11 protein-coding genes are annotated in these 13,162 nt (G+C 68.8%); 2 read left to right on the forward strand and 9 right to left on the reverse strand.

Features of this window, described 5'->3' with window-relative positions; translation table 11 throughout:
- Positions 1-121: 121 nt before the first annotated feature.
- From guaA to J7654_RS15165, 5 genes are all read right to left on the reverse strand, one after another.
- Positions 122-1,678: a glutamine-hydrolyzing GMP synthase gene (guaA, locus tag J7654_RS15145; protein WP_209736702.1), complete on the reverse strand. Its 1,557-nt coding sequence runs from the start codon at positions 1,676-1,678 to the stop codon at positions 122-124.
- A 41-nt stretch (positions 1,679-1,719) separates the two neighbouring features.
- Complete coding sequence (locus tag J7654_RS15150) at positions 1,720-2,340, reverse strand: 5'-methylthioadenosine/S-adenosylhomocysteine nucleosidase (protein WP_209740602.1); 621 nt, start codon at positions 2,338-2,340, stop codon at positions 1,720-1,722.
- Between the two features lie 23 nt (positions 2,341-2,363).
- On the reverse strand, positions 2,364-2,816 hold the full coding sequence (locus J7654_RS15155) for a TspO/MBR family protein (protein ID WP_209736703.1): 453 nt from the start codon (positions 2,814-2,816) through the stop codon (positions 2,364-2,366).
- Positions 2,813-4,108 carry an RsmB/NOP family class I SAM-dependent RNA methyltransferase gene (locus J7654_RS15160; protein WP_209736704.1) on the reverse strand — a complete coding sequence of 432 codons (1,296 nt, stop codon included), beginning with the start codon at positions 4,106-4,108 and terminating at the stop codon, positions 2,813-2,815. The genes J7654_RS15155 and J7654_RS15160 overlap by 4 nt, the downstream gene beginning before the upstream one ends.
- 126 nt (positions 4,109-4,234) lie before the next feature.
- Positions 4,235-5,740 (reverse strand): catalase, encoded by a 1,506-nt coding sequence (locus J7654_RS15165; RefSeq protein ID WP_209736705.1) that lies wholly within the window; start codon positions 5,738-5,740, stop codon positions 4,235-4,237.
- A gap of 100 nt (positions 5,741-5,840) precedes the next feature.
- On the opposite strand from J7654_RS15165, the gene J7654_RS15170 reads away from it, so the two are divergent.
- Positions 5,841-6,755 carry a hydrogen peroxide-inducible genes activator gene (locus J7654_RS15170; protein ID WP_209736706.1) on the forward strand — a complete coding sequence of 305 codons (915 nt, stop codon included), beginning with the start codon at positions 5,841-5,843 and terminating at the stop codon, positions 6,753-6,755.
- Here the strand turns inward: J7654_RS15170 and guaB are convergent.
- Together guaB and J7654_RS15180 are read right to left on the reverse strand one after the other, a co-directional pair.
- On the reverse strand, positions 6,734-8,239 hold the full coding sequence (gene guaB / locus J7654_RS15175; RefSeq protein WP_209736707.1) for an IMP dehydrogenase: 1,506 nt from the start codon (positions 8,237-8,239) through the stop codon (positions 6,734-6,736). The two genes, J7654_RS15170 and guaB, sit on opposite strands and share 22 nt — an antisense overlap.
- Before the next feature lie 109 nt (positions 8,240-8,348).
- On the reverse strand, positions 8,349-9,344 hold the full coding sequence (locus tag J7654_RS15180; RefSeq protein WP_209736708.1) for an MBL fold metallo-hydrolase: 996 nt from the start codon (positions 9,342-9,344) through the stop codon (positions 8,349-8,351).
- 110 nt (positions 9,345-9,454) lie between these two features.
- Between J7654_RS15180 and J7654_RS15185 the strand changes: the two genes are divergently transcribed.
- Positions 9,455-10,843 carry an MFS transporter gene (locus J7654_RS15185; RefSeq protein ID WP_209736709.1) on the forward strand — a complete coding sequence of 463 codons (1,389 nt, stop codon included), beginning with the start codon at positions 9,455-9,457 and terminating at the stop codon, positions 10,841-10,843.
- Between the two features lie 69 nt (positions 10,844-10,912).
- On the opposite strand, the gene J7654_RS15190 is transcribed toward J7654_RS15185, so the two are convergent.
- Both J7654_RS15190 and J7654_RS15195 read right to left on the reverse strand, forming a co-directional pair.
- Positions 10,913-11,638, reverse strand: a complete 726-nt coding sequence (locus J7654_RS15190) for an RlmE family RNA methyltransferase (RefSeq protein WP_209736710.1) — start codon at positions 11,636-11,638, stop codon at positions 10,913-10,915.
- The gene (locus tag J7654_RS15195) at positions 11,635-12,915 is read right to left on the reverse strand and encodes a Ppx/GppA phosphatase family protein (RefSeq protein WP_209736711.1); all 1,281 of its coding nucleotides are present in this window, start codon (positions 12,913-12,915) and stop codon (positions 11,635-11,637) included. The genes J7654_RS15190 and J7654_RS15195 overlap by 4 nt, the downstream gene beginning before the upstream one ends.
- Positions 12,916-13,162: the final 247 nt, after the last annotated feature.

Consider the following 13,162-nt stretch of genomic DNA (forward strand, 5'->3'; position numbering starts at 1 on the left):
CCAACAAAGTGGCTCGGCTGGGGTGACATGCAGTGATACGGGGTAGGAAGAAAAATCCTTGTCAGTCAAAGAGTTGGTGCGATTTTCGGCACGGAGCGAGACGGTCTGAAACGACCTTAATTCACTCCCACTCGATGGTGCCGGGCGGTTTTGATGTTACGTCGTAGACGACGCGGTTGATGCCGCGGACTTCGTTGATGATGCGGGTTGCGGCGTTGCCGAGGAAGTCCATGTCGAAGGGATAGAAGTCGGCCGTCATGCCGTCCACCGAGGTCACGGCCCGCAGCGCGCAGACGAATTCGTAGGTGCGCCCGTCGCCCATCACGCCGACGGTCTGCACCGGCAGAAGCACGGCGAAGGCCTGCCAGATGGCGTCGTAGAGGCCGGCCTTGCGGATCTCGTCGAGATAGATCGCATCCGCCTGGCGCAGGATGTCGAGCTTTTCGCGTGTCACGCCGCCGGGGCAGCGGATGGCGAGGCCGGGGCCGGGGAATGGGTGGCGGCCCACGAACTGCTCCGGCAGGCCGAGTTCGCGGCCAAGCTCGCGTACCTCGTCCTTGAACAGCTCGCGCAGCGGCTCCACGAGCTTCATGTTCATCCGCTCGGGCAGGCCGCCGACATTGTGGTGGCTCTTGATCGTGACGGAGGGGCCGCCGGTGAAGGAGACGCTCTCGATCACGTCCGGGTAGAGCGTGCCCTGCGCGAGGAAGTCCGCGCCACCGAGCTTTTCGGCCTCGGCCTCGAAGGTCTCGATGAAGAGGCGGCCGATGGTCTTGCGCTTGACCTCGGGGTCGCTCTCGCCCTCCAGCGCGCCGATGAACAGGTCCTGCGCCTCCACATGCACGAGCGGAATGTTGTAGTGGTCGCGGAACATGCCGACGACCTGGCTCGCCTCCCCCATCCGCAGGAGCCCGTGATCCACGAAGATGCAGGTGAGCTGGTCGCCGATTGCCTCGTGGATCAGGATCGCGGCCACGGAGGAGTCGACGCCGCCCGAAAGGCCGCAGATGACCTTTCCATCGCCCACCTTGGCGCGGATTTCCGCCACCGCCTGCTCGCGGAAGGCGGCCATCGTCCAGTCGCCGGGCAGGCTGGATATCTTGTGGACGAAGTTGGAGAGGAGCTTGGCCCCGTCAGGCGTGTGCATCACCTCAGGGTGGAACTGGACGCCGTAGAAGCGGCGCTGCTCGTCGGCGATCGCCGCGAAGGGTGCGCCCGGCGAGGCACCGATGATCTCGAAGCCTTCGGGCAGCGCGGTTACGCGGTCGCCGTGGCTCATCCAGACCTGATGGCGCGTGCCCTCCGCCCAGATGCCGTCGAAGAGCGGCGAAGCCTTCTGCACCTCCACGAAGGCACGGCCGAACTCCCGGTGCAGCCCGCCCTCGATCTTGCCGCCCAACTGCGCGCACATGGTCTGCTGGCCATAGCAGATGCCCAGAACGGGCAGGCCCGAATCGAAGATAGCCTGCGGCGCGCGCGGGCTGTTCTCCTCGATGGTGGAAGCGGGCGAGCCGGAGAGGATCACCGCCTTCGGCTTCAGGCGCTCAAATCCTTCCTCGGCCAGTTGGAAGGGCACGATTTCCGAGTAGACCCCCGCCTCGCGAACGCGCCGCGCGATAAGCTGCGTCACCTGGCTGCCGAAGTCGACGATGAGGATGGTGTCGGGATGCTGGGTCATGGAGGCTTTTTGCCCCAAGGCCCGCAATTTGCAAGCCTCTTTCAGGCGGAAGAAGCGAAGCCGGAAGCCGCCGAGGCAAGGCGGTCCACGACGAGGGCCAGCCCTTCGTCGATCACATGCAGGAGGCTGGCCCAGTCGTCGTAGTGGGCAAGCTCCTTTGCGCCGTCCGAAACGCCGCGAAAGCCGGCGAGCGGCACGCCGAATGTCTGGCAGGCGCGCAGGATGGCGAAGGTCTCCATATCGACCATGTCTGCGTCGATGCCGTCATAGCCCGCGCCGGACACGACATTGCCGCCCGTCGAAAGGCGCACGGCCGGCATGTCGGGCAGGAGAACCGGCAGCGCCATCTCGGCCGGATGGTCTAGAAAGGGCGTCACGCCCCTGGCGAATCCGAGCGCGGAGGCATCCATGTCGCGCCAGGAGACGGACGAGACCTGATAGATCGCTCCCTGCTCCAGCGTTCGCGAGCCGGCCGAACCCATCGACACGACAAGATCGGGGGCCTGGCCCGCAACGGCCAGCCGCTGGAGCGCGATGCCCGTGTTGAGCGCCGCCTCGATGGGGCCGACGCCCGTGATCAGCGGGCGGACGCGCGCCTGGAGGGCGGGGCCGAACTCGGCCGGCGCGGCCATGACGAACAGGACGCGCCGCCCGGCGAGCATGACCGGCGCATGGCCACCGGTGCTCAGTTCAGCCACCAGATCGAGGCATTGAGGAGCGTGGCGTAGGCGACCCAGAGCGCGTAGGGCACGAAACTCCAGAAGGCAGCGCGGTCGCGGCTGGCGGTGGTGGCGAGAAAGCCGAAGATGGTGCCGAGCAGGGTCAGGATGACAGCCAGCGCCGGCAGGATGGCGTGGGCGACGAAGAAGACGGGCGTCCAGGCGAAATTCAGCGCGAGCTGCCCCGCCCAGGCGGCCAGCGCCGGCCGGTTGCGCGAGCGCCAGACGCGCCAGCCGGCAAAGCCGATGAGCACGTAGAGGATCGTCCAGGCGATGGGGAAGGCGAGGTCCGGCGGGGTGAAGGCGGGCTTGCGCAGGGAGCGATACCAGCCCGCCGTCTGCGTCTGCGAGCCGATCAGCAGCCCGCCGCCCACGCTTACCACCAGGAACAGCGCGAGAACCCCGTATTTCCTGCTCATCCCCGTCTCTCCAACGCGGCGAAGAAGAAGCCGTCGGTGCCCGTGCGCCGCGGCGTGAGGGTGAGGACGGCCCCCTCCCCGATCTCCTCGGCCAGATAGCGCGGCCCGGCCTGCGGGAAACGGTCCGCCCACAGAAGGCGCGCGTCGAGAAGGGCGAAGCCGGTATGCCGGGCGAGGAAGGCCTCCACGCGTTCGGCATTCTCGGCCCGCAACAGCGAGCAGGTGACGTAGAAGAGGTGGCCGCCGGGGCGTACGAAACGGCAGGCGGCGTCCAGGACATTGTCCTGTTCCTCCTGCCGGCGCAGGAGCTGCTTCTCGCCGAGGCGCCATTTGGCGTCCGGCCGGCGCCGCCAGGTGCCGGCCCCGGTGCAGGGCGCATCCACCACCACGCGGTCCATGGCGTCCGCAAGCGGCGACAGGTCGTCGCGCGGAGAGTGGACGGTGACGTTCGCGGCGCCCGCGCGGTTCAGCCGCTCCCAGATCGGCGCCAGACGCTGGCGGTCGGAATCGAAGGCGTGGACGGCTCCCTCCCCGCCCATGGCCGCCGCGAGCGCCAGCGTCTTGCCCCCGGCGCCGGCGCAGTAGTCCAGCACCGCCTCGCCGGGCCGCGCCCCGCACAGCTCGGCGGCGATCTGCGAACCCTCGTCCTGGATCTCGAAAAGCCCGGTCTGGAAGGCGCCCTCGACCTGGACATTGGGATGGCGGCCCTCGCCTTCGATCGGCGGGATGCGCAGGCCCTGCGGGGCGATGGGCGTCGGCGCCGCGCCGAAGGGCGCGAGCGCGGCCAGAACCGCCTCGCGCGAGGATTTCAGCCGGTTGGCGCGCATGTCGAGCGGCGGCCGGGCCGAGAAGGCGCGCGCTTCCTCGATCCATTCCTCGCCCAGCGCGGCGCGCAACGGCTCAACCAGCCAGTCCGGCACGTCCGCCTGGACGGCCGCTGGCGCCCATTCGACATCGGCGGTGAGAAACCGCTCGATCCGCTCCTCCGGCGGCAAGGCAGGTGCGAAGCGGTCGCCCTCCAGCTCCCCCGCCAGGCCGCCGGCGTCCCGGCCGCCATCCAGAAGCGTGCCGAAGACGAGGCTGGCCGCATCCTCCGCCCCCATGCGCCAGCCCAGGGAGCGGCGACGGCGCAGCACGTCGTAGACCAGGTTGCCGATGGCCGCCCGATCACCCGAGCCGGCGAAGCGATGCGCCAGGCCCCAGTCCTTCAGCGCGTCGGCCACGGGCCTGCGGCGCGCGTCCATATCCTCGATCACCTCGACCGCAGCCGCGATCCGCCCTCCAAGTCGCATGGTCTCTTCAGCCCCCGTTTCCTCGCTTGGTAGTTTCGGACGCGTCCGATCACAAGCGGCCAAGGGCGGAATGAGAAAAGGCCGGGATCGCTCCCGGCCTTCCTTCGCGGATGGATCGCGCTTTCGTTACTCGGCGGCGGCGCTGTGGCTGGTGGTCAGGCTCTGCTCGGCATCGTCGCGCGTCTGCACCTCGATAGCCTTGCGAACGCCCGCGCCATAGTCCGGATGGACCTTGTCGAAATGCGCGAGCTGGCGGTCCACGATGAACTGCGGCACACCCTGCATCGCCCCCGCGAGGGTGGCGAACAGGCGCTGCTTCTGCCCGTCGTCGAACAGCTCGAACAGCGCGCGCGGCTGGCTGTAATGGTCCGCCTCGCCCCGGAAGTCGTAGCGGCCCACCTCACCCGCATAGCGGTGCGGCGGCTCCTCCACGCTGGGGTCCTCCACCGGGCCGTTGAACGAGTTCGGCTCGTAATAGGCATCCGGGTTGGTTTTCAGGCCGAAGGGCATCGTTCCATCGCGGTTGTAGTGCGCCACGGGGCAGCGCGGCTTGTTGACCTCAAGCTGCTCGTAATGGGTGCCGATGCGGTAGCGGTGCGCGTCCGGGTAGGAGAACAGGCGGCCCTGCAGCATCTTGTCCGGCGAGAAGCCGATGCCCGGCACCACGTTGGACGGGTTGAAGGCGGACTGCTCGATCTCGGAGAAATAGTTCTCCGGGTTGCGGTTCAGTTCCATGACGCCGACCTTGATCAGCGGATACATGCCGTGCGGCCACACCTTGGTGAGATCGAACGCGCTCCAGCCGGTCTTCTTCTCGAATTCCTCGGCCTCGGCTTCCGGCATCGCCTGGATGAAGAAGTCCCACTGCGGGAACTTGCCGGCCTCGATCATGCCGTAGAGCGCTTCCTGGTAGCTCTCCCGCGACTTGGCGATGACGCCTTCGGCCTCCTCGTTGGTGAAATGGGCGTGGCCCTGCCGGGTCTTGAAGTGGAACTTTACCCAGAAGCGCTCTCCCTTGTCGTTCCACAGCGAGAAGGTGTGCGAGCCGTAGCCGTTCATGCGGCTGGGGTCGGTCGGGATGCCGCGATCCGACATCAGGATCGTCACCTGATGCAGCGATTCGGGGCAGAGCGACCAGAAGTCCCACATGGCGGTGGCGGAGCGCAGATTGGTGCGCGGATGGCGCTTCTGCGTATGGATGAAGTCCGGGAACTTGTAGGGGTCGCCGACGAAGAAGACCGGCGTGTTGTTGCCGACGAGGTCCCAGTTGCCCTCCTCGGTGTAGAATTTCAGCGCGAAGCCGCGCACGTCGCGCTCGGCGTCCGCCGCGCCCTGCTCGCCGGCCACGGTCGAGAAGCGGGCCAGCATCTCGGTCTTCTTGCCGACCTCAGAGAACACCTTGGCGCGCGAGTAGCGCGTGATGTCCTCGGTCACGGTCAGCGTGCCGTAGGCGCCCCAGCCCTTGGCGTGGACGACGCGCTCGGGAAGACGCTCGCGGTTCTGGTGCGCCAGCTTCTCGATGAGCTGGTAATCCTCGAGAAGCACCGGACCGCGCGGGCCGACCGTCTTGGAGTTCTGGTTGCTGGACACAGGCGCGCCAGCGGTTGTCGTAAGCCGCGGTCTATCGGTCATAACGGTCTCCATGGACTTGAGTTCAGAACCATTCCAACCGATTCTTTTGATAATTTCCAATCGTATTTCCAAGCCGAGCCGATCAGTTTATCCTATCGCCATGCTCACACTGCGCCAGCTCCGCTATTTCGAGGCTCTCGGGGAAACGCTGCATTTCGGCCGCGCCGCCCGCAAGCTCAACATCTCGCAGCCCGCCCTTTCCGCGCAGATCGCGCAGATGGAGGCAGATTTCGGGACCACGCTGTTCGAAAGGCGCCCCACGGGCGTCGCGCTCACGCCCGAAGGCGAGACGGTGCGGGCGCGCGCCCGGCGCATCCTGATGGAGGTGCGGGACCTGGAGGCGCTGGCGCAGGCGGGGGAGGAGCTGCTCTCGGGCCAGTTGCGCCTCGGCATCATCGCTTCGCTGGCGCCCTATCTCCTGCCCGGCCTGCTGAAGGAGTTGTCGCGCTCCTACCCTCGCCTGACCATCGGCGTGCGCGAGAACGTGACGGCCGTGCTGGGAGATGAGCTGGCGCGCGGTGAGCTGGACTGCGTGGTGCAGGCCCTGCCGGTGGAGCGCAAGGGCGTGGAGACGATCCCTCTGGCGCAGGACCCGTTCCTGCTGGCCGTGCCGAAGGCCGAGGCGGCGCGGATCGCCACGCCGGCCTCGCCGCAGCAATTGCAGGGAGAGCGCCTGATTCTCCTGGAGGAAGGCCATTGCCTGCGCGATCAGGCGCTGGACGTGTGCCGCATCGCCGAGTCGCGCGACCTGGCCACGCTGGGCGCGACCAGCCTGACGACGCTGCTCCGTATGGTGGCGGGCGGGCTCGGCGTCACGCTGGTGCCCCGCAGCGCGCTGGAGGCGGAAGGGCGCGATGCGGGCATCGCCTTCCTGCCCTTCGCCGATCCGGCGCCCTCGCGTACGCTGGCACTGACCTTCCGCACCTCTTCCGGGCGCAGGCGCGATTTCGAGCGCCTGGCCGAGATGATCCGCGAGTGCCTGCCCTCGGCCCCTCAGGCGCCGAAGCCGGGATAGTTCGGGCTCTCGCGGGTGATGGTCACGTCATGCGCGTGGCTCTCGCGCAGGCCGGCGTTCGAAATGCGCACGAAGGTCGCGTTCTCGCGGAAGTCCCGCAGGGTCGCCGCGCCCGTATAGCCCATGGCGGCGCGCAGGCCGCCCGCGAGCTGGTGCAGCACGGTGGAGACCGCGCCCTTGTAGGCCACCTGCCCTTCGATGCCCTCCGGCACGAGCTTCAGCGTGTCGCGCACCTCGGCCTGGAAGTAGCGGTCGGCCGAGCCGCGCGCCATGGCGCCCACGGAGCCCATTCCGCGATAGGCTTTGTAGGAGCGGCCCTGATGCAGGTAGACCTCGCCGGGGCTCTCCTCCGTGCCGGCCAGCAGCGAGCCGACCATGGCGGCGGAGGCACCGGCCGCCAGCGCCTTGGCGAGGTCGCCCGAGAACTTGATGCCGCCGTCGGCTATCACCGGCACGCCGGCCTTGTCGGCCACGGCCACCGCGTCGAGGATCGCGGAGAGCTGTGGCACGCCTACGCCGGCCACGATGCGCGTGGTGCAGATGGAGCCCGGGCCGATGCCCACCTTGATGCCGTCCGCGCCCGCGTCGATCAGCGCCTGCGTGCCCGAGCCGGTGGCGACGTTGCCCGCGATCACCTGCACCTCGTTCGAAAGGCGCTTCACGCGGGCCACCGCGTCGAGCACCTTCTGCGAATGGCCGTGCGCGGTGTCCACCACGATCAGGTCGATGCCCGCCTCGATCAGCCGCTCGGCGCGCTCGAAGCCGTCGTCGCCCACGCTCGTGGCGGCCGCCGCCAGAAGCCGCCCCTGCGCATCCTTCGAGGCGTTGGGGTTGAGCTGCGACTTCTCCATGTCCTTCACGGTGATGAGGCCGATGCAGTGGCCCTGCCCGTCCACGACCAGAAGCTTCTCGATGCGGTGCCGATGCAGCAGGCGCTTGGCCTCGTCCTGATCCACGCTTTCGCGCACGGTGACGAGGTTCTCGCGCGTCATCAGCTCGAAGATCTTCTGCCGGTCGTCGGAGGCGAAGCGCACGTCGCGATTGGTGAGGATGCCGACGAGCCGGCCGCGCGTCTGCCCGCCCGCGCCGCCGTTCTCCACCACGGGAATGCCCGAGATGCGGTGCGCGGCCATCAGCGCGCGCGCGTCGCCCAGCGTCGCCTCCGGGCCGATGGTCACGGGATTGACCACCATGCCGCTCTCGAACTTCTTGACCTGCCGCACCTCCTCCGCCTGCTGCACGGGCGTGAAGTTGCGGTGAATCACGCCGATGCCGCCGGCCTGTGCCATGGCGATGGCGAGCCGCGCCTCCGTGACGGTGTCCATGGCGGCCGAGAGGATGGGCAGGTTGAGGTCGATGGTGCGGGTGATGCGCGTGCGCACGTCAACCTGCCCGGGCATGACCTCCGAATGACCCGGCTGAAGCAGCACGTCGTCGAAGGTGAGCGCCGTCGCGCCGGTAGCCGTTTCGATGATGCGCGCCATGGCCAGTCCTCTTGAAGCAGGCAAAGGGCGGGCGCATCGGGCGCCCGCCGGACAAGGAATGGCAAGGGCTGCTAGCACTTCCGCGCCGCCTTGGGAAGCAAGCGCGGCGCTAGACCTCGAGCTGGTAGCTCGCGGGCACGAAGCGGTAGGCCTCGCCCTCCGCCATCACATAGCCGAGCGCGGGGAACGGCAGGTGATAGCCGGTCATCGGCACTCCCTCCTCCGCCAGCATCTCCAGCAGGCGGCGGCGCGTATCGACGGCGGCCTGCTTGTCCATGTCGAATCGCACATGCCAGTCCGGGCGCTGGAAGGAGACCACGAACTGGCTGAGCGCATCGGCGGTGAGAAACAGGCGGTCTGCCCCGGCGCCCACCTCGAACACGAGCATGCCCGGCGTGTGCCCGAAGGCGGCATGGGCCCGCAGGCCGGGCACCACCTCCTCGCCGTCCTCCAGCAGGCGGATATCCTGCTCCAGCGGCACGACCTGCGCGGCCACGGCCTCGGCATTGCCGGCGGCCGGACCGCCCCGCGCCTCGTCGGAGGTCCAGAACTCGTATTCCACGCGGCCCACGGCCAGCGTCGCATTGGAGAAAACGGGTGAGCCGTCCTCCATCAAGCCATTGATATGATCGCCATGGAGATGGGTGAGGACGACGATCGTCACGTCCTCGGGGCGAAAGCCCGCCGCCGCCATGCGCGGGACGAGAAGGCCCATGCCGTTCTCACGCCCGCTCGCGCCGAACCCCGTATCGACGAGGATCACCTCCCCGCCGATCCGCAGAATCGTCGGTTGAAAGAAATTGACGAAGCGATTCTCCGGCAAGAGGTTTTCAGCCATCAGGGCCGCCACCTCCTCCGCGCTCCGGTCCTCGCCGAAGGTCGGGTGCGGCCCCTCGCCGGGCCGGATGCCGTCGAGCACCTGCGTCACCTCGATCTCGCCGATCCGGAAGCGCCGCCAGCCGGGTGCGAAGGGATTGTCGTCCGCCATGGCCGCCTCCTGCGATCCCTCCTGCGCATTTGCCTGCGTGTGATAGAGCCCGCCGATGGCCAGGCTTGCCGCGGCGGCCTTTAGGGCATTTCGCCGGTCGATCGAGTTGCGCGCCATGACGATGGTCCTCCGTTGCCGTTTCACGCGCAACTGGCGCGCGGGCGTTGCAGGAGAAGGGCGAGCCGGATAATAAGGGGCACTTCCCATTCAGCCGCCCGGCCGCCTTCTTGAAACGCATCGTCCCGATTGTCCTCGCCGTCGCCCTGTTCATGGAGAACATGGATTCGACCGTGATCGCGACCTCGCTGGCCACCATCGCGGACGACATCGGAACGAGCCCCATCACCCTCAAGCTGGCGCTCACGAGCTATTACGTCTCGCTGGCGATCTTCATCCCCATCTCCGGCCGGATGGCCGACCGCTTCGGTGCCAGGGCGATCTTCCAGTGCGCCATCGGCGTCTTCATGCTGGGGTCGCTCGCCTGCGCCGTCGCCACCTCGCTCGAGGGCTTCGTGGCCGCGCGCTTCCTCCAGGGCATGGGCGGGGCCATGATGACGCCGGTGGGGCGCCTGCTGCTGGTGCGCGCGGCGCCCCGGTCCGAGCTCGTCTCCGCCATGGCGTGGTTCTCCATCCCCGCCATGATCGGCCCGCTCGTCGGCCCGCCGGTGGGGGGCGCGATCTCCACCTATGCCGACTGGCGCTGGATCTTCGTCATCAACCTGCCGATAGGGCTCGTCGGCATCCTGCTTGCCCAGCGATACCTGCCCTGGATCGAGAAGGTCCGGGACGTGCGCTTCGACTGGCCCGGCTTCGCCCTGTCCGGCCTTGCCTGCGCGGGGCTGGTGTTCGGCCTTTCGGTGATCTCCCTGCCGGCCCTGCCGCCGATCACCGGCCTTCTCCTGTCGGCGGGCGGAGCCTTCTTCGCCCTCCTCTATGTGCGCCACGCGCGGGTGCGCGAGCGCCCGCTGCTGGACATCTCCCTGTTTCGCATTCCCACCTTGCGGGCGGCGGTGACGGGCGGCGGTGTCTTCCGCCTCGGCGCCGGGGCGGTGCCGTTCCTGTTTCCGCTGATGCTCCAGCTCGGCTTCGGCTACAGCGCCTTCCAGTCCGGCCTCGTCACATCCATCTCCATCGGCGGGGCCATTGCCATGAAGCTGTGCGCCAAGCCGCTCCTGAAGCGCTTCGGCTTCCGCTCCACGCTCGTCGCCACATCGCTCATCGGCGGGGCCTTCATGGGCATGATCGGGCTCGTCCGGCCCGAGACGCCGGTGGCTCTTCTGGTGATGTTGCTGCTGGTGGGCGGCTTCTTCCGCTCGCTCGTCTTCACCTCCATCAACGCCATCGCCTTCGCGGACGTCTCCGGGCCGCGCACCGGCGATGCGACGGCGATCCTGGCGGCGTTCCAGCAGGTCTGCGTCGCGGCGGGGGTCGCCGTGGCGGGGGCGATTCTGGAGGCCGGCCTGGTTCTGGAAGGACGCACCGTTCCGAGCGTGGAGAATTTCGCCATCGCCTTCTACATCGTCGGCGGGCTGACCATGCTGGCGTCGCTGTTCTTCCTGCGCCTTTCGCCCCATGCGGGGGCCGAGATCGCCGGCCGGCAGGTGCCGGTCGGGTGAGCGGGCCGGGCCGCCGCTCCCGCTCGACGACAGGCCGGCCCCGCGAGGTGTCGCGCGGCGCCCGAGCCCTTACGCCTCGCCGCCCGCTCCCACGTTCTCGTCCACTGCCCGCCCACGCGCCCCGCGAAAGCTCTTGGCCAGAAGGTAAAGCTCCACCGAGCCGTCTCGCGAGGCAGGCGGCTTGACGTGGTGCACGCTGGTGAAATTCTTTTTCAGCATGGCCAGAAGCTCGCCCTCCGTGCCGCCCTGGAAGGTCTTGGTCAGGAAATGGCCGCCGGTCTTCAGCGTGCGCACGGCGAAGTCGGCGGCCACCTCGCATAGATGCATGGTGCGTAAATGGTCGGTGCGCCGGTGCCCCGTGGTCGGCGCGGCCATGTCGGAGAGAACGATGTCGGGCATCCCGCCCAGCGCGTCGAGCAGCTTTCGCGGCGCCGCGTCGTCCAGGAAATCCATCTCCAGCAGGGTCGCACCGGGAATGGGCTCGACCGGCAGATAGTCGATCCCCACCACATGCGGCTCCTCGGCGCCCTTCCTCGTGCGCTCCACGCTCACCTGGCACCATCCCCCCGGCGCCGCGCCCAGATCCACGATCCGCATCCCCGGTTTCAGGAGCTTGTAGCGGTCGTCGATCTCGATCAGCTTGTAGGCCGCGCGCGAGCGATAGCCGTCCGCCTTGGAGCGGCGCACATACGGGTCGTTCAGATGGCGCTCCAGCCAGCGGCGGGACGATTCCTTGATCCCGCGCTTCTTCTTGACGCGGACGGTCAGTCCACGGTCATCACCCCGTCCACTCATGCGCCTGCTTTCGATCTCGTCCGGGCGCCGCGGCGCCACACGCCGTCGGCCACCATCATTTCCGTCAACAGCCCCTCGCGAAGCCCGCGATCGGCCACCCGCAGGGAGCGCGCGGGCCAGACCCGCCTGATGGCCTCCAGGATGGCGCAGCCGGCCAGCACGAGGTCAGCCCGCTCGCTGCCGATGCACGGATTGGCGATACGCTCCTCGAAGCTCCATCCCGCGATCGTGCTCACCAGCCGGTCCACCTCCGGCTCGGTCAGCCAAAGCCCGTCCACCTGCCGCCTGTCATATCGCTCCAGGCCGAGCTGAACGCCTGCCAGCGTCGTCACCGTTCCCGAGGTGCCGAGCAGGTGGAAGCCGGGCTTGCCGACGATGTCGGCCAGCCGGTTGCGCTCGGGGAAGGCCTCGATCTTCTCGCCCACATGGTCGATCATGGCCTGGAAAAGCTCGGGCGTGACATGTCGCCCGCCAAAGCGCTCAGCCAGGGAAACCACGCCGACCGGCAGCGAGGTCCACGCCACGATATGGTTCGAGAGCCGGCGCGTATGGCCCTCGCGCAAATCGAGCAGCGCGACTTCGGAGGAGCCTCCGCCGATGTCGAACAGCACCGCGCCCCGGGCCGAGCGGTCGACCAGCGAGCCGCAGCCGGAGACGGCCAGCCGCGCCTCCGTTTCGCGGCTGACGATGGTCAGCTCCAGCCCCGTCTCGCGCCGCACCCTGTCCAGGAATTCCTGCCCGTTCGCGGCCGCGCGGCACGCCTCCGTTGCGATGAGCCGCGCGCCGGCCATCTGGCGCGCCGAGAGCTTCTGGCTGCAGATCTCCAGCGCGCCGAGCGCCCGGTCCATCGCGGCCGAGCCGAGGCTGCCGCTGCGGCTCAGCCCCTCGCCGAGCCGCACGATGCGCGAAAACGCGTCGATCACCCGAAACTGCCCCGGCCGCGTTGGCACCGCCACGAGCAGCCGGCAATTGTTGGTGCCCAGATCCAGCGCCGCATAGACCGGCGCGGGGCCTTGCTCGCCATTCTCCCGGCCTTGCCCGCCGCCCCGTTGGGAGGCGGCCAGCGATGCCCGCCCCGCCGCCGGGGCGCAGCCCGCACGGCCGCCGTCGCGCGCGGGCCCGTTGGCCGCGTCGGCGCGCGCCTGCCCCGGAACCGCCCCTCGGCCGGCCACCGCCCTCTCCGGCTCGGACGACCGGCGCACCGCCCGGCCGAGAGCCTCCTCCGCCTGGCGAAGCTTCCTGGAGAGTTCGGCCGGCAGCTCGCGCCCCTCCGGCATATGGGGCGGAACGCCTTCGCCCTTTCGCCGCCGCCGCCGGCGGCGACGCTTGGAGGCGCGCGCCTTTTCCTGCCCCGATATGGCCGCATTCGAATCCGAAACGAGCATCTCGTCGCCCGCCGGCTTCGGCGCACGCTGGGTTGCGGTCCGATTCTCGGCCGCGCACGAACGCGCGCGCTTCTTGCGCTTTCGTGTCGGTCTCCCGTCAGGGCGAGGGCGCGTTTTCGAATCGCCCTCCCCCTGCGCC

This window comes from Aureimonas populi (assembly GCF_017815515.1).
Taxonomy (GTDB): domain Bacteria; phylum Pseudomonadota; class Alphaproteobacteria; order Rhizobiales; family Rhizobiaceae; genus Aureimonas; species Aureimonas populi.

Coding starts and splice junctions, on each gene's coding strand:
- J7654_RS15195 (WP_209736711.1), bottom strand. CDS start 12,915: ATGCCGGAGGGGCGCGAGCTGCCGGCCGAACTCTCCAGGAAGCTTCGC.
- J7654_RS15180 (WP_209736708.1), bottom strand. CDS start 9,344: ATGGCGCGCAACTCGATCGACCGGCGAAATGCCCTAAAGGCCGCCGCG.
- J7654_RS15165 (WP_209736705.1), bottom strand. CDS start 5,740: ATGACCGATAGACCGCGGCTTACGACAACCGCTGGCGCGCCTGTGTCC.
- guaB (WP_209736707.1), bottom strand. CDS start 8,239: ATGGCGCGCATCATCGAAACGGCTACCGGCGCGACGGCGCTCACCTTC.
- J7654_RS15150 (WP_209740602.1), bottom strand. CDS start 2,340: ATGCTCGCCGGGCGGCGCGTCCTGTTCGTCATGGCCGCGCCGGCCGAG.
- J7654_RS15155 (WP_209736703.1), bottom strand. CDS start 2,816: ATGAGCAGGAAATACGGGGTTCTCGCGCTGTTCCTGGTGGTAAGCGTG.
- J7654_RS15190 (WP_209736710.1), bottom strand. CDS start 11,638: ATGAGTGGACGGGGTGATGACCGTGGACTGACCGTCCGCGTCAAGAAG.
- guaA (WP_209736702.1), bottom strand. CDS start 1,678: ATGACCCAGCATCCCGACACCATCCTCATCGTCGACTTCGGCAGCCAG.
- J7654_RS15170 (WP_209736706.1), top strand. CDS start 5,841: ATGCTCACACTGCGCCAGCTCCGCTATTTCGAGGCTCTCGGGGAAACG.
- J7654_RS15160 (WP_209736704.1), bottom strand. CDS start 4,108: ATGCGACTTGGAGGGCGGATCGCGGCTGCGGTCGAGGTGATCGAGGAT.